Annotated in this window: 18 protein-coding genes; 8 read left to right on the top strand and 10 right to left on the bottom strand. The window is 72.0% G+C overall.

Annotated elements, in window-relative coordinates:
* Positions 1-43: 43 nt before the first annotated feature.
* Positions 44-463 carry a YybH family protein gene (locus tag K4B79_RS08180; protein ID WP_232025629.1) on the bottom strand — a complete coding sequence of 140 codons (420 nt, stop codon included), beginning with the start codon at positions 461-463 and terminating at the stop codon, positions 44-46.
* 84 nt (positions 464-547) lie between these two features.
* On the opposite strand from K4B79_RS08180, the gene K4B79_RS08175 reads away from it, so the two are divergent.
* Positions 548-1,174 carry a nucleoside/nucleotide kinase family protein gene (locus K4B79_RS08175; RefSeq protein ID WP_232025628.1) on the top strand — a complete coding sequence of 209 codons (627 nt, stop codon included), beginning with the start codon at positions 548-550 and terminating at the stop codon, positions 1,172-1,174.
* Between the two features lie 6 nt (positions 1,175-1,180).
* Here K4B79_RS08175 and K4B79_RS08170 read toward each other — a convergent pair whose 3' ends face one another.
* The 7 genes from K4B79_RS08170 to K4B79_RS08140 form a co-directional block, all read right to left on the bottom strand.
* The gene (locus K4B79_RS08170) at positions 1,181-1,678 is read right to left on the bottom strand and encodes a VOC family protein (RefSeq protein ID WP_232025627.1); all 498 of its coding nucleotides are present in this window, start codon (positions 1,676-1,678) and stop codon (positions 1,181-1,183) included.
* 75 nt (positions 1,679-1,753) lie between these two features.
* The gene (locus K4B79_RS08165) at positions 1,754-3,589 is read right to left on the bottom strand and encodes a hypothetical protein (RefSeq protein WP_232025626.1); all 1,836 of its coding nucleotides are present in this window, start codon (positions 3,587-3,589) and stop codon (positions 1,754-1,756) included.
* A 13-nt stretch (positions 3,590-3,602) separates the two neighbouring features.
* Positions 3,603-5,342: a hypothetical protein gene (locus K4B79_RS08160; protein WP_232025625.1), complete on the bottom strand. Its 1,740-nt coding sequence runs from the start codon at positions 5,340-5,342 to the stop codon at positions 3,603-3,605.
* A 2-nt stretch (positions 5,343-5,344) separates the two neighbouring features.
* A complete protein-coding gene (locus K4B79_RS08155; protein ID WP_232025624.1) occupies positions 5,345-6,247 on the bottom strand; it encodes a carbohydrate ABC transporter permease in 903 nt (300 codons plus the stop codon).
* On the bottom strand, positions 6,244-7,164 hold the full coding sequence (locus K4B79_RS08150) for a carbohydrate ABC transporter permease (RefSeq protein ID WP_232025623.1): 921 nt from the start codon (positions 7,162-7,164) through the stop codon (positions 6,244-6,246). The genes K4B79_RS08155 and K4B79_RS08150 overlap by 4 nt, the downstream gene beginning before the upstream one ends.
* A 123-nt stretch (positions 7,165-7,287) precedes the next feature.
* Positions 7,288-8,610 carry an extracellular solute-binding protein gene (locus tag K4B79_RS08145; protein ID WP_232025622.1) on the bottom strand — a complete coding sequence of 441 codons (1,323 nt, stop codon included), beginning with the start codon at positions 8,608-8,610 and terminating at the stop codon, positions 7,288-7,290.
* Between the two features lie 272 nt (positions 8,611-8,882).
* A complete protein-coding gene (locus K4B79_RS08140) occupies positions 8,883-10,004 on the bottom strand; it encodes an ROK family protein (RefSeq protein ID WP_232025621.1) in 1,122 nt (373 codons plus the stop codon).
* Between the two features lie 309 nt (positions 10,005-10,313).
* Between K4B79_RS08140 and K4B79_RS08135 the strand changes: the two genes are divergently transcribed.
* The 3 genes from K4B79_RS08135 (at position 10,314) to K4B79_RS08125 (ending at position 15,075) form a co-directional block, all read left to right on the top strand.
* Entirely contained in the window at positions 10,314-11,222 is a 909-nt protein-coding gene (locus K4B79_RS08135; RefSeq protein WP_232025620.1) for a BadF/BadG/BcrA/BcrD ATPase family protein, read from the top strand.
* A gap of 167 nt (positions 11,223-11,389) precedes the next feature.
* Complete coding sequence (locus K4B79_RS08130; RefSeq protein ID WP_232025619.1) at positions 11,390-13,315, top strand: phosphatase PAP2 family protein; 1,926 nt, start codon at positions 11,390-11,392, stop codon at positions 13,313-13,315.
* A 92-nt stretch (positions 13,316-13,407) separates the two neighbouring features.
* Positions 13,408-15,075, top strand: a complete 1,668-nt coding sequence (locus K4B79_RS08125) for a phospholipid carrier-dependent glycosyltransferase (protein WP_232025618.1) — start codon at positions 13,408-13,410, stop codon at positions 15,073-15,075.
* A gap of 47 nt (positions 15,076-15,122) precedes the next feature.
* Here the strand turns inward: K4B79_RS08125 and K4B79_RS08120 are convergent, their stop codons facing one another.
* Complete coding sequence (locus K4B79_RS08120) at positions 15,123-15,524, bottom strand: DUF3662 domain-containing protein (RefSeq protein ID WP_232025617.1); 402 nt, start codon at positions 15,522-15,524, stop codon at positions 15,123-15,125.
* Positions 15,525-15,686 (bottom strand): hypothetical protein, encoded by a 162-nt coding sequence (locus K4B79_RS08115; protein WP_232025616.1) that lies wholly within the window; start codon positions 15,684-15,686, stop codon positions 15,525-15,527.
* A gap of 141 nt (positions 15,687-15,827) precedes the next feature.
* Here K4B79_RS08115 and K4B79_RS08110 point away from each other — a divergent pair, with 141 nt between their 5' ends.
* The 4 genes from K4B79_RS08110 to K4B79_RS08095 all read left to right on the top strand — a co-directional run bounded on the left by K4B79_RS08110 (position 15,828) and on the right by K4B79_RS08095 (position 20,607).
* Entirely contained in the window at positions 15,828-16,772 is a 945-nt protein-coding gene (locus K4B79_RS08110) for a MurR/RpiR family transcriptional regulator (RefSeq protein ID WP_232025615.1), read from the top strand.
* 284 nt (positions 16,773-17,056) lie between these two features.
* Complete coding sequence (locus tag K4B79_RS08105; RefSeq protein ID WP_232025614.1) at positions 17,057-17,437, top strand: hypothetical protein; 381 nt, start codon at positions 17,057-17,059, stop codon at positions 17,435-17,437.
* Positions 17,438-17,508: 71 nt separating this feature from the next.
* The gene (locus K4B79_RS08100) at positions 17,509-18,075 is read left to right on the top strand and encodes an antibiotic biosynthesis monooxygenase (RefSeq protein ID WP_232025613.1); all 567 of its coding nucleotides are present in this window, start codon (positions 17,509-17,511) and stop codon (positions 18,073-18,075) included.
* 96 nt (positions 18,076-18,171) lie between these two features.
* Complete coding sequence (locus K4B79_RS08095; RefSeq protein WP_269463246.1) at positions 18,172-20,607, top strand: SpoIIE family protein phosphatase; 2,436 nt, start codon at positions 18,172-18,174, stop codon at positions 20,605-20,607.
* Positions 20,608-20,653 lie beyond the last annotated feature (46 nt).

The raw sequence follows: 20,653 nt of genomic DNA, 5'->3' as shown, positions 1-20,653 counted from the left end.
TGAGTGGCGCACGCCACACGGCGGCCGGGGGTGTGCCTTCGGGTCAGTCGTGCGGGAACGAGTGGTGCTCGTGCGCCACCAGCCAGCGGCCCCGTTCCTTGCGCAGGCCGAAGGTCAGTCGGAGCCGCAGGGTGGGGTGCGCGGCGAGTTCCTCCGGGGTGGCGCAGCGCACCAGCGCGTGGGCGTAGGCCACGTCGGTGCCGGCCGTGATGTCGAGGGAATCGATGTCGAAGCGGGCGCCCTGGGCCTGCCAGGCGAAGAAGGGCGGCCAGGCGGCACCGTAGGCGGCCAGGCCCCGGATGCCGCCGTGAGGCGGCGGCACGTCGAACATCACGAGGTCCTCGGCGTGGTAGGCGAGGACGCCCGCCAGGTCGCCGCGGTGGACGGCCGCGGCCCATTCGGTGATCAGCGCGCGGATCTGCGCCTCGTCGGTCGGGGCGTCGTCGGTCGGGGCGTCGGACACGGTCTGGGCTCCCTCCTCCCCCGGGTCAAGGGTGCCTCGCCTCCCTGTGGTCCTCGACCCGGGGCCGGATGGCACACTCGGTCCGTGCCGCCGACCTTCGACGACCTCCTGATCCGGGCCCGCTCCCTCGCCCCCGAAGGCCGCCGTGCGGTGCTGGGCATCGCCGGCAGCCCCGGCGCGGGCAAGACGACACTCGCCGAGCGTCTGGTGCGGGCGCTGAACGCGGACGAGGAGCCGTGGGTGGCGCATGTGCCGATGGACGGCTTCCATCTCGCCGACGTCGAACTCGAACGGCTCGGGCTCCGGGACCGCAAGGGCGCTCCGCAGACGTTCGACGCCTTCGGGTACGCGGCGCTGTTGCGGCGGCTGCGGGTCCAGGGCGACGACGAGGTGGTGTACGCGCCCGGCTTCGAGCGGGTGCTGGAGCAGCCGATCGCGGGGGCGATTCCGGTGCCGGCGTCCGCTCGGCTGGTCGTGACCGAGGGGAACTACCTGCTGCTCGACACGGGGGCGTGGCGGCGGGTTCGGGCCGCGTTGGACGAGGTGTGGTTCTGCGAGATCGACGAGGAGGTGCGGGTACGGCGGCTGGTGGCCCGGCACGTGGAGTTCGGGAAGCCGTACGAGGAGGCGGTGGAGTGGGTGCGGCGCAGCGACCAGCGCAACGCGGAGCTGGTCGCCGCGACGCGGGGGCGGGCCGACCTGGTGGTCTGAGGCCGGTCAGGCCCCGGGGCCGGAGGCGCCCGGGAAGAAGTCGGCGCCCTGGACGTACGCCATCGCCTCGGTCCACTTCGGGTCGCCGAGGCGGCGTTCCATCTCCTCCGGGCCGACGTCCTCCACCCGTGTCTGGAGCCACCACAGGTTGCCCAGGGGGTCGCGCACCCGCCCGATCCGGTCGCCGAAGAACAGGTGCGTCACCTCGGTCACGGAGGTGCCGCCGGCTTCGACGGCCCTGCGGTGGGCGGCGTCGGCGTCCTCGACGTACAGGCGCAGGAAGGCGGGGGTCGGCGGCCAGTGGGGCGGCGCGTCGAACGGCATGACGACCGAGTCGCCGATCCGTACCTCGGCGTGCCCGATCCGGCCGTCCTCCCCGACGACCCGGGCGATCTCCTCGGCGCCGAAGGCCTCCGTCATGTAGTCGATGAGCCGGGCCGTGTCACGCGAGATGATCCACGGCGTGACGGTGTGGTATCCGTCCGGGACGGGCTGTACGGTCATCCGCCTGCCTCCTGAGTGCGTGCGTGCTCGTGCTGCTCCTTCCGACCTTAGGAGGCTTCTAGGTCAGTTCCTGTCCTAGTGGCGGGCCGCTGCACGCAGCGTCAGCTCCGGCTCCCCGTAGGCGTCTTCCGCACCGATGACCGCCGTGAAGGCCCCGGTGCGGATCGTGAGTCCCGCCTCGGTCCACCGCGCCGACACCTCCAGCGGCTCCTGCGTGCCGTAGCGCACCGCGAAGACGTGCAGGTCCTCCGGGGCGTCCGGAATCGGGTCCGCCTCCAGGGCCGTGGAGCTGATCAGGTGGCGCCAGCCGGTGTCCGGGTTGCCGTAGCCGCGGGGGTCCTCGGCGAGGGCGAAGGCGGCCTGTTCCTGGGTGAGGTCGGCGCGGGCGTCGAAGTGGTCGGGGCCCGGTGCGGTGGGGTGGGTCAGGCGGAGGGTGCCCGCCGAGGAGACGGATCCTGTCGCGGTACGGCGGACGCGGTCGCCGTCGTCCTCGGCGTACGGCAGGCCGGCCAGCAGGTAGGGCGTGTCGGGGAGGCGTTCCACGGCGACCGTGGTCCACAGGGTGGTGCCGTCGGTGACGTAGAGGGAGCGCACATGGCGCAGGACGTGGTCGCGGCCGACGACGGGCTTGGTGACCAGCTTGGCGGTGAGGCCGTCGGCGCGGATGTCGCGGACGCGGACCTCGCCCATCGGGCGGCACAGCAGGAAGCCGTCGGTGACGGGGCCGTGGCCGTGCTGGCGGTTGACGGCGGCGGGCAGGTAGTACGTTCCCCCGGCCTCCACGACCGCCGGGGTCAGGTGGCTGTCGAAGGCCACCGAGACCGTGCCGGCGCGCAGTTGGTGGCGGACGGCGGCCGTGGACGGCTCGCGGTGCCAGGGGGTGGTGTCCTGGATCTGCCAGACCAGCATCCACGCGAAGTGGCCGTCGACTCCGCCGTCCTCCTTGACCGCGTGCCGGGCCCAGCGGCTGTCGCCCCGGTAGCGGCCGAGGTCGGAGCCGATCCGGGCGCCGAAGTAGCGCAGGCCGAGGACCGATTCGAAGGCGGAGTGCTGCTCGCTGTAGCGGGGGCCGCCGTTGTCGAAGCCGCCGCCTGTCAGCCGGGCGTCGATGTAGCGGGCCAGGACGTCGCCGTCCTCGGCGAAGACCTCCTCGCCGCTGATCCGGTGGGCCTGGGCGAGGAAGGACAGGGAGATCGGGCCGTAGTTGTTGTCGTAGGCGCCGCCGTGCTCGGGGGGCAGCAGGGCGCCGCGGTCGCGGACCCGGTGGGCGCGGATCTCGTCGGTGTACAGCTCCAGTGCGCGGGCGCGGACCGACTCCCCTTCCTCCAGGGGCAGATGGCGGGCCAGCATCAGGCCGCCGACCACACAGCCGATCGCCTGGTTGCCCGCCTCCTGCGGGTTGAAGAAGGTCGCCTCGGTCAGCCAGCGCCAGTATCCGCGGGCCACGTCGAGGAGTTCGGCCCGCTGGTCGTCGTCGACGAGTCCCTCCGCCGCGTCGAGCACGTTGACCGCCTGGAGCAGCGCCCACACCGTGCTCGGCCAGTCACCGATGGGGTGCGCGCCCGCCGCGAGGGTGTAACGGGCGTACGGCAGGCCGGAGTCGCGGACCTTCAGGTTCGGGTAGCCCGGGTTGTCGTCGGTGTACACCCGCTCGCGCAGATGGAAGGCGAGGCTGCGGCCGACCGCCTCCGGCAGCTTCGGGTCCTTGTTCCGCTGCCAGGCGAACGCGAGCAGGGAGGTGATGCCGAGCGAGGTGTCGCCGATGTCGTCGACACAGTCGGGGTGTTCGAGGCTGCCCTCGGGCGTCAGCCGGGCGAGGGCCTGCTCGGTGACGTCGGCGAGGACGGCGTCGTAGGCCTCCGGGGAGTCCGGCAGGTCGTGCAACGGGCCGAGCTGACGAGGGAGGTGCACGGGAATCAGTCCTTCATGCCTGTGACGGTCGTGGCGCGCGGTGTGAGGGTCGGTGTCTGGCGCGCAGTGTGAGGGTCAGTGTCTGCGGCCCCTGCCCGCCGAGGTAGACGCGATGTCCGGTCGTCGCGTCGGTGCCGCCGGCCACGGTGTAGTCCTGGCCCGGGTCGTAGCGCAGTACGTCGGTCCGGTCCGGCCCGGCGAGCGGCTCGCCCGTCTCGACGGCGGCCTCGACCCGGATCTCGTCGTCGCCGACGCGGTAGGTCAGCGGTTCGGTCGTCAGGCACCAGCTTCCGTCGCCGAGCGGTACGGCGCCCTGCGGCTCGCCGTCCGGCCGGAAGGTCAGTTCGAGGGCCCAGGGCACCGGTGGGCCGCCGATGTCGATCCGCAGGTCGGCCCCGTCCTCCCGCAGGTCGACCTCGACCCGGGTCGTGTGGGAGACCTCGTCCCGAGGGCGGTCGGGGAAGGCCATCGCCGCGGAGAAGCGGCCCTCGTCCACCAGCCGGTAGGCGCCGTCGTCGCGCCCGTGGTCCTTGGGGAGCGGCTGGTAGTAGGCGGTGGTGAGGGTCTGGGTGAGCCGGTACCGGTGGTCGGCGAGCCGTTCCATGTCGGCGGCACGGAACGGGCCCAGGTCGAAGAACGCCCGCGAGAGGCGGACCGCGTCGAGGACGGCGTCGCCGGCGAACATGCGCAGGAAGGTGGGGTTGCAGGCGAGGCCCGAGCGGATGCGCCGGTGCTCGGGCACGTCGGAGCCGCCGTACACCACGGTGTGCGCGGTGGCCGAGACGTGTGCGGCGAGGCGTGCGGTGGACAGGAACCGGTCGCGCGGGAGCTGCTCCGCTTCCGGGGCCGGCAGGGCGCGGCACAGCTCCGGGGTGAGGAGGGTCTGGGCGAGCAGGTCGGGGTCGTCGATGCCGCCGGCGGCCGCCAGGCGGGCCGCGCGGGCGAAGTCGCCCCGGCCGGTACGGATCGCGAGCAGCCGGTAGTGCGGCAGGTAGGGCCACAGCGCGAACGAGAGCTTCTGGTCCTGGCGGCGCGAGTGGACGGTCTCCACCGTGCCGTCCGGCCTGATCAGGTCCAGGGTCGCGGCGAGGTTGCGTTCGACGGCGTCCAGCAGGTCGGTACGCCCGAGGACGTCGGCCAGCAACAGCAGTGCCGGGTTGGTGACGATGGACGCGTAGACGGCGCTGCGTTCCGAGTACAGGCCGTCCGTGTCGATGTCGACGCCCTCGGCGAGCCACTCCTCGGCGCGGTCGAGCAGCCGGTCGTCGGGGAAGGACCGGTGCAGTCGGGCGAGGGCCGCGCTCAGCTCCCAGCGGTGGTTCGGGGTGTGCACGCCGCCGGTCAGGAGACTGGCGGTGGCGGCATCGGCGATCTCGGCGAGCGCGGCCGTCACCTCGACCGGTTCCGGTCCCGCGTCGGCGGCGAGGACGTACGCGTCGCACACGTCGTTGACGGTGAACGCGGAGTCGGGCGGTGACTGGACGTTGTCGCCGCCCGCGAAGAGACCGGAGGGCGTCTGCACGGCCCGCAGGGCGCGCAGGTGGGTCAGCGCGGCGGCGACCGCCCGTGCGCTGCCGTGCAGTGCCGAGTCCGGGGAACGGTAGGCCGCGACCAGGGTCTTCACCCGCCGCGCCAGACCACGGTGCGGCACACCGGCGGGTTCCTCGTCGGGGCCGGCCGCCAGGGGGGCGGTCGTCCGGTCGGCGGCGCGGGCCGCCGACCGGACGAACTCGTGGTCGAGCGGGTGGGGCAAGGTCAGTCCTTCAGTCCGGCGTTGATGTCGGCGTTCATGACGTACTTCTGGAACACCAGGAAGACGACGATCAGCGGGACCATGGAGATGACCGAACCGCCCAGCACCACCGACCAGTTGATGTTCTGCGCGCCGACGAGGCTCTGGATGCCGATCTGGACCGTGAACTTCTCGGGATCGTTGAGCATCAGCAGCGGCCAGATGTAGTCGTTCCAGCGCCACTGGAAGGACAGGATGGCGAGCGTCAGCATGATGGGCCGGGAGATCGGCACCATGATCCGCAGGAAGATCGACAGCTCCCGCGCCCCGTCGATGCGGGCGGCCTCGATGAGCTCGTCGGGGACCGTCAGGAAGAACTGGCGGAACATGAAGCACCCGGTCGCGGTGAGCACGGCCGGGAGGATGATGCCGGCGAGCGAGTTGAAGAGGCCGAGGTCGCGGACCACCAGGAACTGCGGGGCGAGCATGACTTCGGACGGCAGCATCGTGGTGGCCAGGATGCCGACGAAGAAGACCTTGAGCCACTTGTTGTCGTACTTGGCCAGCGCGTACCCGGTGCAGCAGCTGACGCCCACCGTGAGGATCGTCGCGATCACGCACACGATGGTGGTGTTGATGAAGTACTGGGAGAAGTTGGCGCTCTCCCACGCCGCCTTGTAACCCGACACGGTGGGGTTCTCGGGGAACACCGTCAGCGGAAGGGAGAACAGGTCTCCCGCCGGCTTGAAGGAGCTGAGGACGAACCACAGCACCGGCAGCCCGTAGACGGCCGCCAGGACCCACAGCAGTGTCGTGGGCGCGACCGCGCGCCGGAGCCCACCGGTGGCCGAGCCGCCGGACCGCTTCCTGCGGACGGGCCGTGCGGGCCCTGCGTCGACCTTGCGGGGCATGTCTGTGGTTGTCATCGGTTCTCCACCCGCCGGTTGACGAACAACTGGATGATCGCGACGGCCATCAGGATGAGCATGAGCACGAACGACGCGGCGCTCGCGTAGCCGATCTGGCCCGACTTGAACCCGGTCTGGTAGATGTACTGGACAAGCAGGTTGTTCGTCGTTCCGGGTCCGCCGTTGTTGAGGGCGGCGAACAGCGGGTACTCCTTCATCCCGTGGATCGTGTTGAGCAGGATGACGATGAAGGACGTGGGCGCGATGCTCGGCAGGGTGATGCTGATGAACTGGCGCCACGGACCGGCGCCGTCGAGCGCGGCCGCCTCGTAGTACGACGTCGGCACGTTCTTGATCGCCGCGATGAACAGCAGCATCGAGAAGCCCGTCCAGGCCCAGGACGCCGCCACCACGACGACCAGCAGTGACAGATCCGCGTTCGACTGCCACGGCACGGCGCTGCCGCCGACCTTCTCGATGAGGTAGTTGACCAGTCCGAAGTTCTCACCGAACAGCCACCGCCACAGCACACCCACGACGATGGGCGACAGCAGCCACGGGATGAAGAAGAAGATGCGGGCGACCGACGTGCCCTTGGCGTGCTTGCTCACCAGCACGTTGGCGATGAGCAGCGAGAGCACGAAGTTCAGCGGTACGAAGAGGACGGTGTACAGCAGCGTCCGGGTCAGCGCGTCGAAGAAGATGGAATCCCCGAACAGCTTCTGGTAGTTGTCCAGTCCGATGAACTGGAACGCCCCCACACCCGTGTAGTTCGTGAACGAGTAGACGAGCCCGATCACCGCCGGCCAGAGGAAGAACAGCGCGAAGAGCACGACGTTGGCCGCGATGAGGACGAGCGGCGCGAGGGTGTACTTACTGCGTCTCCTGGGCGGGCTCACGGACACGGCGGACACGTCCGAGGCGCGTTTGGTCATCTTCCTGACTCCGTGCTGGTGGATGGGGTTCCGGTGGGCTCAGGCCGTGAGCCCGGCATCATGGGGGCCCGAGGCCGGGCGGCGGTGTCTGGTCCCCGCCGCCCGGGCCTGCCGGGTCTCGGCTCAGCCGCCGACCTGCTGGTTGTAGCCGGCCACGATGTTCTCCAGGGCCTTGTCGGCCGACTGCTGGCCGTTGATGGCCTTGCCGAGCTCCGTCTTGGTCGGGTCCTCGGTCAGGCTCTTGCCCTTCAGCACCCAGTTCGTCTGCGCGCTGTTGAAGTAGCCGGAGATCGGGGCGTACAGCGGGATCGACTCGTTGTACAGCTTGAACGCCGCCTGCGCCGCCTCGGACTTGAAGGGGTACTTCGGGTTCAGACCGCTCTCGACCGGCAGGAATCCGGACGCCTCGCACAGCGCCTGGTAGTGGGCCGGCTCGTACAGCCAGGTCAGGAACTTCGTCGCGGCACCGGCCGCGTCGGCGTTGTTGTTGAAGCCCACCGTCATGCCGCCGCTGTTGACGTCACTGGCCTGCACCGGCTGGGCGGGGGTCGGGACGCTCGCCCACTCGAACTTGCTGATGCTCTCCGCGAAGGCGGGCACCTGCCACACGCCGGACCAGTAGGCGACCACGTCACCGCTCTGGAACATCGCCGACGGGTCGGCGCCGCTGGTCCACACCGACTTCGGCATGGTCTTGTCGTCGTTCCAGCCGACGAAGGTGTTCACGGCCTTCTTGGTCGCCGCGTCCACCGAGAACTTGCCGGAGGAGTCCGCGTGGACGTACTTGCCGCCCATCTCGTACACCATGGCGCGGAGCCGGGACGGGGACTGGTCGAAGGTCAGGGAGTACTTGGCGCCGGTCTTCTCCCGGACCTCGTTCGCCGCCTTGATGAAGTCGGTCCAGGTCCAGGTCTTCTGGGGCGAGGTCGGGAAGTCGACGCCGGCCTTCTCGAAGAGCGACTTGTTGATGAACATGCCGGACGCGGTGACGTCCGAGGGGATGGACAGCACCTTCCCGGACGAGTCCTTGGCGACGAAGTTGGCGTTGATCTTGTTCGCCTTGTTGTTGGCGATGTCGCTGAGGTCGAGCAGCTTGTTCGACCAGATCGGGTCCAGCTTCGGCACCGCCGCCACGTCGGGCAGGGAGTTCGCCTGCGCGGCGTTGCGGAGCTTCGCGTCGTAGCCGTCGTAGGGAATGTTGACGAGCTTGACGTCGACGCCGGTTTCCTTCTTGTACTGCGCGACCATCTTCTTCCAGCCGGCGTCCTGCCCCGGAACCGTGGAGATCCAGAAGGTCAGCGACTTGGAGCTGCCGCCCGAGCCGGAGTCCGACCCGCAGGCGGAGAGCAGCAGGGCACCCGCCGAGGCGGCGGCAGCGAGGGAAATCAGGCGGCGCATGCCGCCGCGGCCGAGACGGCTAGAGCGCCGCACACCCACAGTGGTCATCTTCGATCCCTTTTCGTCGTACGAGACGGAGCACGGCGCCGACCGAGCGGCACGGGTGCATTGTGCAGGAAAGTCCGCTTTCCGAGGGCACGGCCTCGCCCGGCCGCGTCATCCTGACGGGCGAGGGTCCCCGGCCTCCGGCCGTCACCGCACGGGCACGCCCTCGTGCGGTTGCCGTACGTCGAGTACGGGCGGGACGCTCGCTCCAAGCCGGCGTCCCGGCCGACTTAGAAAGCGCTTGTCCGGACATTGGCAGACCGAGTCCGAAACCGTCAATCCTTCGTCCCCCCGGCCTCGGTCACGGTTTGGACTCCTCTGGCGACCGCGAGCCGTGCGGCCCCCACGACCGTGCCGAGATCGCCCACCCGGCTGCTGACCACCTCGGTGGGCCAGCTGAGCCGCTCCAGCTCGGCCCGCACACCGGGCAGGAGCTGCGGATACGCACCGGTGCTGCCACCCAGCACGAGCAGTCCGGGGTCCAGTACGGCGGTCACGGCGGCAGCCAGCCGGCCCACGTCCACGGCATGCCGGTCGACGATCGCGCGGGCGACGGCGCTGCCCTGTCCGGCCAGGGTGAACAGGCGCTCGGCGGTGCGGGGGCAGGAGTCGTCGGAATCCGGCCATGCCTCGGCGGCCCGCCGCAGCAGGGAGCGGGCGCCGATGTACTCCTCCAGCGCCTCGTGGCGGGGTTCCAGGTCGTCGTCCCAGGGGTAGGGCAGCCGGGCCAGCTCTCCGGCGGCGCCGTTGGCGCCGGCCAGCACCTGCCCGCCCACGACGATGCCGAGACCGATACCGACGCCGATCCGCAGATAGCCGAAGGTGTGGCGGCCGCGTGCCGCGCCCTCGTGCAGTTCGGCGAGGGCGGCGCAGTTGACGTTGTTCTCCAGGTGGACGGGGACCCCGGGCGGCAACGCGACGGCCACCGCGTCGAAGACGGGCCCGGCCTTGGCCGTGGCGGGGCGCATCCGCTGCGGCGGGGTGACGTCACCGACGGCCACGACGATGGTGCGCAGCGGGGCGTCGGCGGGCAGCGCGGACAGCGCCTCGCGCACCACGCCGGCGGCGTCCTCCCGGGGACCGGTGGCCTCGGCGAGCAGGCTGCCGTCCAGGGCGCAGCCCCGTACCCGGGTCACCGCCGGGCCCAGGTCGACGGCCAGTACGGCGCCCGCGGCCGGGCCCAGGCGATACACGGCGGCGCTGCGGCCCGTACCGCCGGAGGAGGTGCCGGAGTGGGCGGCCAGATGCACGCCCTCCAGCTCGGCGACGGCGGAGGAGACCGTCGGCTTGGACAGGCGCGCGAGACTCGCCAGTTGCGGCCGGGTGGCGGTGCCCGCCTGGGCCAGCACGGCGAACACAGCGCTCGCGCTCTCGGTCAGACGGGGGGTTCTTACCACGTCGTGCTCCACACTTCCCCCAGGTCACAGGCCGTCCTCCAGGGCCGATCGGCTCGGCGGGAGGCGGCGATGGGTTTGCTCCGGCGCCCTGCGTCCCCGACCCGGGCTTCAGGCCGGGCGAGCCGAGTTCGTGACGCCTATTGACACGCACTGTACTTCGTTAGTTAACTTCCTAACGAACGTCACGGTACTCGCCTGCCGTGTCCGTCAGAAGCCCGTCCCGGGGCTTCCCTAGTACGTCAACTCACCTGCCTCCAGGCACGGTTCGCCCACCGTCGCAGCACTCAGCGCACCGACGAAAGAGGTTCCGTGCAGGACTCCCCTGTGCCCGGCCCGCTCGTGGTCGGCATCGACGTGGGCGGCACCAAGACACAGCTCCGCGCGGTAGCGGGCGACGCCCCGGTGGCCGATCACGTCCGGTCCAGCAGCGGCTGGCGGCCGCACGACCCGCTGGCCGCCGCCGGATGGCTGGCCGCGCTCGCCGCCGAGGCGCTTCCCGCGGGCGCGCGCCCGTCCGCCCTCGCCGTCGGCGGGCACGCCTGCGAGACCCCGCGCCAGTGCGCGCAGATCCGCACCGCTCTCCAACTGCACTTCGACGCGCCCGCGCTGGTCGTGGGCGACGCCGAACTGCTGGTCCCGGCCGCGGGCCTGGACAAGGGGGTCGGTCTGGTGGCCGGCACCGGCTCGGTCGCGGTGGGCCGTTTCGCCGACGGCACCCCGGTCCAGGTCGGCGGCTGGGGCGCGCTCCTCGGCGACGAGGGCGGCGCCGCCGGACTCGTCCGCGAGGCCGTCCGTGCCGTCTGGGCGGCGCACGACCGCGGCGAGGAGCCCGACGCGCTGGCGCTCGGTCTGCTCACCGGGTTCGACGTCCCCGACGTGCCCGCCCTCGGCGCCGCGCTGGAACACGTCGCCTCCGCCTCCGCCGACTGGGGCCGGCACGCCCCGGCCGTCTTCGCCGCCGCCGAGGCCGGATCCGCACTCGCCCGCACCGTGATCGCCGAGGCGGGCCGCGCCCTGGCCGCGCTCGTCGAACGGCTCGCCGCCCGCGGGGTGGTGGTCGACGACGTGGTGGTCGCGGGCAGCACCGTCCTCGCCCAGCCGTCGCTGTACGACGCCTTCGTCGTGGCGCTGGCCGAGGGGGTACCCGCGGCCCGGCCGACGCCCCTGCGCGCACCGCCGGTCGACGGGGCCGTGGCGATGGCCCGTTCACTTGTGTGACATGTTCCGGTCGCCGAGTCTCCTCCACTCCGACATGACTCGGCCGTAGATCTTCGCTCGTACGACTTCAGAAAGCGCATTCGACACACACGTGGTCCGGCGCATCATGAGTCGCATCCGCACCAGCTCCCGGCCGTACGGCCGCAGAACTCAAGAGAGGCCCATCCATGCCGTCTTCCGCCGGGCAGCACTCCCACTCGCTCACCGAACACACCATGCGACGCAGGGGATTCCTCAAGACGTCCCTGGGCGCCTCGGCCGGCGTCCTGGCCGCCCCGACCCTCGTCAGCTGGCTGGCCGCCGCCGACGCGAAGGGCGTCACGGCCGCCGCCGCGTTCGTCGACGACTACAAGACCAACGTCGTGGCGAACCAGACGGCCGAGACCAACGCCGTACTCCGGATCCTCGGCGGCTTCGCCAAGGTGTGGAAGACCGGCGACGCCTGGAACACCGGCACGCCCCTGATGCCCGAGGTACTGCGCGCCAACATGCGCTACTGCGCCCGGCTCACCCGCGCCCGGACGGAGGCGCAGGCCAGGGATGCCTTCGTCTACGACCGTCAGCACCAGAGCTACGCGATGATCGGCGGTCTGGGCCCTCTGGCGGACCTGTACCGGTCCGGCGCCAAGGCGGTCACCTCGATCACCGAGGCACCCGCCACCACGCCCCCCACCACGATCAGCGACGCCGTACCTGCCGGCGCCCCCGCCGGATCCGCGCTCGGCGCCGGCTCCTACGACTCGGCGCTGGGCCAGGTGGCCCGGCTGGTCGACACGGTGCGCGGCCCGTTCGCCTCCGGCAACCCGGCCAAGTTCGCCTTCCAGTACCCGCGTCCGTGGCGCATGAACGAGGACAGCGAGGTCGTCGACACCGGCAGGACCGACGCGCTCGGCTACCCGGTGTACGACTCCGAGGTGGTCGTCGTGCCCCAGCTGCTGCGCCAGCGCAGCACCAACGCGGCCGAGGACGGCGGCTTCCCCAGCGGCCACACCAACGCCTTCCACCTGGCGGCCCTGGCCTTCGCCTACGCGGTCCCGGAGCGCTTCCAGGAGCTGGTGACCCGCGCCTTCGAGCTGAGCCACACCCGGATCATGTCGGGCATGCACTCCACGGTCGACGTCCTCGGCGGCCGGACCATGGCCACCGCCCTGGCCGCCGCCGCGCTGGCCGACCCGGCGAACGCCGGCCTGAAGTCCGCGGCACGCGCCCAGGCGCTGAAGTACTTCACCGAGAAGACGGGCACCACCGCGGACACGCTGTACTCCTACGCCCACTCGGACGGCTCCGACGCCTACGCCGACCGGCACGCCAACGAGTGCGCCGTCCGGCCCAAGCTGACGTACGTGCTCACCCGCCGGGGCCGTGACGAACCGCTGACCGTGCCCAAGGGCGCCGAGGTCCTGCTGGAGACCCGGCTGCCGTACCTGGACGCGGCCCAGCGGCGCGCGGTGCTGCGCACGACCGCGCTGCCCTCGGGGTACGTACTGCTGGACGGCTTCGAGCAGTGGGGGCGGCTGAACCTGTTCGCGGCGGCGGACGGATACGGCGCCTTCGAGTCCGACGTGACCGTCACGCTCGACGCGGCGGCCGGGGGCTTCCACGCGGCCGACAGCTGGCGCAACGACATCGAGGGCGAGGGCGGGCTGACCAAGCGGGGCACCGGCACGCTGACCCTGACCGGCCACAACCGCTACACCGGCGGCACCGTCCTCGAAGGCGGCGTCCTGGTCGCCGCCTCGGCCCACGCGCTCGGCCACGGCGACGTGCGGGTCACCGGTGGCACCCTGGAACTCGGCAGGTCGCTGCAGGTCCACGGCACCTACGCCCAGGAGTCCGGCACGCTCGACGTGACACTGCGCTCGGGCCAGGAGCCGGTCCTTGAGGTGACGCGCCGGACGGTGCTCGGCCGGGGCAGCGTGCTCTCGCTGAGCCTGGACGCCAAGCGGCCGCCGAAGGCGGGCAGCACGGTCCGCGTGCTCGGCACCAAGGTGCTGCGCGGCCAGTTCGACCGCGTCGAGCTGAACTCCGACACGCTGCGGGCCGTACCCCTCTACACGGCGGGCGGTCTGTCGGTACGACTCCTGAAGCGGTAACACCCCACGGGGCGGGAGCTGGTGCAGAGTAGGCGCATGAGACGCCGCTCCCCCGCTCCCGCCACCACCCGCCCGGTGTCACCGCTGGGCGGATGATGGCACGCGACCTGCACGAGGCCCGGGCCCCGGAGACCCTCCCGGGCCCGTCGGCCGCGCGGCGGCCCGGCAGACGGTGGCTCGTGCCGCTCCTCGTGGTCGTCCTGCTCGCCCAGATGGCCGCCGCGATGGTGTCGACGGCCGTGCGGCAGACGCCGACCATCGACGAGCCGGTGTACGTGGGCACGGCCGCCGACTACCTGCACGAGCACCGCGTCCGGTACAACCCCGAACACCCGCCGCTCGGCAAGCTCGTCGTCGCCACCGGCGTGGCGCTCGCCGATCCGCACGTCGACACGTCCTTCACCGGCGATCAGGGGCGGGTGGGCCGCCATCTGCTGTACGAGTCCGGCAACGACCCGTGGCATCTGATGCTGTGGGCCCGCCTCCCGGTGATCGCGCTGACCCTGCTGTTCGGCCTCGTGGTCTTCGCCTTCGCCCGTGAACTCGCAGGTCCCGTCGGCGCGTTGGCCGCACTGGCCCTGTACGCCTTCTCCCCCGACGTGATCGCGCACGGCTCGCTGGCCACGCTCGACGTACCGATGGCCGGGTTCCTGCTGACCTCGGTGTGGCTGCTGTGGCGGGCCCGCCGCCGGCCCCGGCTGTACCTGCCGCTCGCCGGAGCGGCGCTCGGTGCCGCCCTGGCCACGAAGATGAACGCGCTGGCCGCCGTTCCGGTGCTGATGGTCCTGGCCGGCGTCTCGGTGTGGAGCGCGGGCTCACCGGACCGGCGCCGCACCACCCTGCTGCGGGCGGCGGCGGGCGCGGCCGTGGTGGCGGTGACCGCGGTCGCCGTCGTCTGGGTGTCGTACCTGATCGTCGATCCGCGGCTGCGCTGGACGCCCCAGCAGCATGTGCCGATCGTGCACGGGAAGCGCGGGCTGCTGGTCCACCTGATGCCGTTCCCGGAGGCCTACCGGGACGGGATGCGGATCCAGTTCGGCCTGGAGAACCGCCCCTGGCAGGGATTCCTGTTCGGGCGGGTGTACGAGGGCTCCCTCTGGTACTACCTGCCCGTCGCGCTGCTGGTGAAGACCCCGCTCGGCATGCTCGCACTGTGGGCCGCCGGCGCCGTCGCCGTGGTGGCGGTACGGCGACTGCGGCCCGCGGCGCCGTACCTGCTGGTGCCCGCGGCCGTCCTGCTGGCCACGGCCATGCAGGCGTCACGGGACTTCGGCACCCGCTACGTCCTGTTCCTGCCGATGTTCCTGGCGGTGGCCGCGGGCGCCCTGCCCGCCCTGCGGTGGCGGTGGGCGCCGGTCGCGACGGGGGCGCTGGTGCTGTTCGTCGCGGTCAGCTCGCTGCGGACGTACCCCTCCTACCTGCCGTACTCCAACGAGGCGTTCGGCGGTCCGGCCCGGACCAGTCAGCGGCTGCACGACTCCAACGTCGACTGGGGCCAGGACCTGGGCCGGCTCGCCGACCGGCTGCGCGAGCGGTACCGGGGCGAGCGCCTGTGGCTCGTCTACAAGGGCAGCGGAGTGCCGTCCTTCTACGGCATCACCGCCGCCGATCCGCGCGGGGTGCCCGTGCGGGAGGTGCGCGGGGTGCTGGTGGTGTCGGACTCCGCCGTCGCCAAGGCGCGGGGACGGCTGGCCGAGTTGATCGACAGCAGTCGTCCGGTCGACGAGGTCGGGCACTCGATCACCATCTACCGGCGGTGACCACCGTCGCCTCCGTGCGAGGCGTGCCGTCAGGGCGTCGCGTGCCGTCAGGACGTCGCGTGCTGGAATCCGTCGGCGCTCACATGGGTCATCACCCGACTGGCCACGCGGTAGCGGCCGTTGGGCAGGTGCGGCGACCTGGTGAGGTGCACGGTGAGCGGTCCCGCCCACTCGTAGCCGTGGCGTTCGGCGTGCCGGGCGAGGCTGTCGGTGAGTTCCTGGCCCACCCGGCTGTCGCGGCGGGTGAGTTCGTCGTAGACGAAGTCGGCGAGTTCGACGTCGTAGGCGTTGGGGACCACGGTCCGGGACTCGCTGCACACGACCGTGTGCCGGTCGCACTCGCGGCGCAGGGCGTCGAGGAGTTCGACGGGTTCCTTGTCGAAGACCCGGGCCCACAGCGCCTCCCAGCGGTTCTCCAGGGCCTGTTCCAGCGCGCTGATGGCGCTCATTCACTCCTCCTCGAAGTCGTCGGGCCGCACCTGTGCCTCTTCCAGGGCCTCGCGCAGGGTGCGGCTCGTCCCGCCCGGTGTGCGCGGGGTGGTCGTCTCCCGGTGGTCGAGGAGTTCGTCGGTGGTCCCGGTCTTCGGGCGGTTCTCCTCGGGGACGGTCATGCGGGCTGCTCCTCGTCCGTCGTCGGTCGCTTTCGCGGGGCGGGTTCCCGGCGGGCGCGCGCGTATCCGTCTTTCCTCCCGAATCCGGACGATCACGCTTCGGCGCTGGTCACCACTGTGTGTGGGCTATGTTGAACTTCTGTGGGAGACAAAGGAGGCGCACCGGTGCCATCGCCGCAGCAGGCACGCGCACAGGCATCATCGATCACTTCGGGGAAGACCGCGCCGGAGACCGAGGTCTCCCCGACGTCCCAGCTCAGGGCGCTCTTCGACCGGCCCCGGCTGTCTCCCGGACAGCGCCGCATCGCCCAGTACCTGATCGAGCACATCACCGAGGCGGCCTTCCTCTCGATCACCGATCTCGCCGAGCGGGTCGGTGTGAGCCAGCCCTCCGTGACCCGCTTCGCCGCCGCGGTGGGCTTCAGCGGGTACCCCTCCCTGCGGGAGAAGCTCCAGTCGATCGCGCTCGGCACCCTGGCGGGCGGTCCCCTGGCGGCGGAGGAGCACGGCAACGAACTCCAGGCCGCCGTCGACGCCGAGATCGACAACCTGGAGAACCTGCGCCGCGACTTCGCCGCCCCCGACCAGGTCATCGACATCGGCCGCCGGCTGTCCCGGTCGACCCCGCTGACGCTCCTGGGCCTGCGCATCTCGGCGTCACTGGCCGAGTACTTCGCCTACGCGGCGCGTCGTGTCCACCCGGACGTCCGGCTGGTGACGCGGGGCGGCAGCGTCGCCTACGACGCGCTGCTGCAGTCACGCGAGGCGGGCGGCACCTGGGTGCTGGCGTTCTCGATGCCCCGGCACGCCCAGGAGACCCTCACCGCGGTACGGGTCGCCCGCAGCGCGGGCCTGAAGGTCGCCCTCATCACCGACCTCGCACTCGGTCCGATCGCCGACGAGGCCGACGTGGTGTTCGCCACCGGCACCGGCTCCCGCCTGGTCTTCGACTCCTACGCGGCGCCCGGCGTGATGGCCGCCGCCCTGCTCCAGGCGATGACCGACGCCGATCCCGAGCGGACGCAGGCGCGGCTGGAGGAGTACGAGCAGATCTCCGACCAGCACCAGTTCTTCCTGCGGGACTGATTCACAAGGGGACCATCCGCAACAAAGCGCGCATGAATGTTTTCATGCGCCTTGCAAAGCGAACGGCATATATAAATACTGCTCACGGATCGCTCCCCGGGCCGCACCGGGACACGTTCCGCTCGCACGAGCACCCGTAGCCGCCGTCTCCTACCCGCGTCGGCGCCACGGATGTTCGGTCGGGCGCCGCCTCGCGCGAGCGCCCGTGGCGGCCCCGGTCATCCCCTAGACCGGGGCCGCCCCATCCCGTCGATCACCCTCACGACGCCGCACACCCGGAAGCGATGACCATGACCCTGACGACAACGCGCATCAGCCCGGACTGGCCGTGCCAGGTCAAGACCCCGGGCAGCTACGACTGGGAGCGATCGGCGGCCAGGTGGCTGCGCGAGCTGGTCCCGGCGCGTTACGCCAGTTATCCGGCGCTGATCCGGCACCCCGTCCTGCTCGCCCGGCACGCGCAGATCCAGGTCCAGCACGAGATCCGCGTCGCCCGCACCGCCCTCCAGACCGCGCGGGCCGACCTGCCCGCGCTGGGGCTGCCGGAGTCGGTCATCGAGCACACGATCAAGCTGTACGCGGCGGAGGTCGGCCAGTTGCAGCACATCGCGCGCAGTGTCCGCGCCGTCACCCGAGCCCTGGTGGACCACTCCCACGGCCGCTGACCGGGCCCCGAAGCCGTCGGATCCGTGACCGCGGGGCATGACTCCGGTCCCGCGTGGCACACGTGGTGACCATGAGCACCACCGAAGTACGGCGCGCCGAGCCGGTCACCACGGTGCTGACCTGGCAAGTGCGGCCGGGGCACGAGCGGGAGTTCGAGAAGTGGACGCGCGGGATCAGCCGCTGCGCCAGACGGTTCCCCGGCAACGAGGGCGTCTCGTGGCTGCGCCCGGAGGACGGGCACCGCTACCACGCGGTGCTGCGCTGGTCCGATCCGCAGCGGCTCACCGCCTGGCTGGAGTCGCCGGAGCGGGCCGACTGGCACGGGCGGATCGAGGGCGTGGCGACGGAGATCGGCAGCGAGCGCCAGTCGACGACCGGGATGGAGACCTGGTTCGGCCTGCCGGGCACGACCGTGCAGGCCCCGCCCCGGTGGAAGATGGTGCTGACCACCTTCCTCGGCGCCTATCCGTTCACGCTCCTGATCCAGTGGCTGGTCACGCCCGCGACCGCCGCCTGGCCGCTGCCACTGCGTGCCGCGGTGTTCCCCGTGGTGCTGCTCCCGGTGCTGACCTACCTCGTCATGCCGCTGTTGAGCAGGGTGCTGCGGCTGTGGCTGTACCGGCCGCCGGACCGCTGATCCCCGGACCGGGCGGCACGGCCGGGGCACGTGCCGACGCCGGAATTCACCACCACGTGCGATCCGTGGGACAACACCACGATCGGACCGCGCCCGATGTGCGATGCTCAACGCGTGACGAGCGAGTCCGCCAGCCCCGCTGATCCCGGCGCCACGCCCGACACGGCCGCGCTGGCCAAGATCGTTGCCCGCCAGCGCGCCGAGCTGGACCGGCTGCGGGACCAGACGGCCACGTCGGCCGTCGTGGAGCGCGCCAAGGGCGTGCTGATGGCTCAGGCGGGGTGTTCCCTGGACGCCGCCGGCGAGGAGCTGTTGCAGCGCGCCAAGTCCGCGCGCCGCACGCTGCTGGAGGAGTGCTGGATCACGCTCGGGCAGCTGCGGTCCCCGCTGCGCCCCGCCCCGGCCGAACCCCGGCCCGCCGGCGCCGGCGGATCCGACGGGTCCCCGCTCACGGTTCCCGCCTCCGGGGACACGGCCGACGAGGACGACAGCGCCGGCCCGGACGACGACTTCGCCTCACTGAGCCGCCTCGGCCAGGCCCTGGTCCATGTCGGCACCCCGCAGGAACTCGCCCGGTGCCTGCTGGCCCACCTCGCGTCGGACGTGGGCGCCGACGCGGTCATGCTCTACCGCCGGATGCCCGCAGGAGGGCTCGAACTGATCGGGCACGCCGGTGTCGACGACGCCCTGGCCGCCCAGTGGAACCAGGTGCCGCCGCTGAGCGGGATCGCCGCCCTGGCCGCACTGCGCGCACAGGAGCCGCGCTGGCTGGAGGACACCGACACGGACCGGGAGCGGTATCTGCTCATCGGGGATCCGCCCGAGCGGTGGCGCTCCCGCGCCTGGCTGCCGGTGCCGTCGGAGGACGCGACCGACGTCTGTCTCGGCGTCCTGCGCACCCGCGGCGGGCCGTTCACCCCGCCGGTGCGGCACCTGCTGCGGGCCGTGGCTCGGCTCTGCGCCGGGCTCCTGCGCACCATCGACGACCGGCAGGAACCCGTCATCGGTACGACGCGGGCCGCGCGGTCGGTGTTCTCCTCGCTGCCGGGGGCCGCCCTGCTGCTGACCCCGCTGCGCACCCCTTCCGGGGACGTCGAGGACTATCGCGTCGACGCGACGACGGCGGACGCGGTCGACGTCCTCGGCCGCACCGAGGAGGACCTGGTCGGCCGGCGGATCCTGGAGTGCGTCCCGGGCATGGCGGACGAGGAGCTGTGGCACGGCTGCCTGCGCGCCCTGACGACCGGGGAGCCGTACGAGAGCGAGCCGTTCGCCCACCAGGAGGTCGTGGCCGGTACTCCGGGGCTCGCCATGTACGCGGTGCGGGCCGCACGGCTGGGCAACGGGCTGGTCGTCACCTGGATCCGCCGCGAGTCCTCCGACCGGCAGGAACAGCGGCTGGCCGACGTACAGCGGCTGGGCAACCTGGGCTGGGCGAACTGGAACCTGGTCACCCACGAGATCGGCTGGTCCTCCCAGGTCTTCGCCATCTTCGACCGGGACCCTGCGCAGGGCCCGATCGCCCTCGCCGACCTTCCGGGCCACACGCTGCCCGAGGACGCGCCCACGCTGGCCCGTGCGGTACGCGAGCTCCTCGGCGCCGGTCGGCCGTTCGACGTGCCGTTCCGGATCCGGGCCGGAGGCGGCGTGCGGCATCTGCGGGCCGTCGCCGAGGCCGTGCCGGACGTCGACGGGACACCCGTCGAGGTGCACGGCTTCGTCCAGGACGTCACCGCCCTGCGCAGTGTGGAGCTCGCCCTCGTGGAGAGCGAGCAGGCGATCCTCACCCAGCACGGAGTCCTGCGCGCCGAGCGGACCCTGGCCGCCCGGCTCCAGCACGCGCTGCTGCCCCTGCCCACCCGGCCGGTGCGGCTGGCGGGGCTGCGGGTCGAGGTCGCCTATCTGCCCGCCCAGTCGGGACTGCACGTGGGCGGCGACTGGTTCAGCGCCATCGAACTGCCCGACGGGGACGCCCTGTTCGTGGTCGGTGACGTCGCCGGTCACGGGATCGACGCCGTCGCCACGATGGCCCAGCTCCGCTTCACCGCCAAGGGCATGGTCATCACCGGGTCGTCGCTGACCGGGGCACTGACCCGGCTGAACACCCTGCTGCTGCACTCCCGGGACACCCACGGCACCGCCACCATGGTGCTGGCGCGCTACCACCCCGACGAGCGGCGCCTGGAGTGGGCGCAGGCGGGCCATCCGCCGCCGTTGCTGTTGCGCGACGGCGAGGTGCGCTACCTGGGCCGCCCACGAGGGATGCTGCTCGGGGCGACCGGCACCCCGGTCTTCGAGGAGGCGGAGTGCCACCTCCAGCCCGGCGACCGGCTGATCCTGTACACGGACGGCCTGGTGGAGCGGCCCACGGAGGGCATCGACAGCGGCCTGGAGCGGCTCGCGGAGGCCACCCTGACCCATCACACCGACGGGCCCAGCACCCTGGCACCCCTGCTGGCCGCGCTCCTGGAGGGCGACGGACGGGACGACGTGTGCGTCCTCGACATCCGGGTACCGACCGAGCCGGGGTGATCCGGCGGCGCCCGTGGGGTCGCCCGGCGCTCAGTCGTCCCCGCGG

Source organism: Streptomyces lincolnensis (assembly GCF_021173675.1).
Lineage (GTDB): Bacteria > Actinomycetota > Actinomycetes > Streptomycetales > Streptomycetaceae > Streptomyces > Streptomyces lincolnensis_B.
The sequence above is the reverse complement of the archived record's forward strand: the minus strand, read 5'-3'. Positions and strand labels throughout refer to the sequence as shown.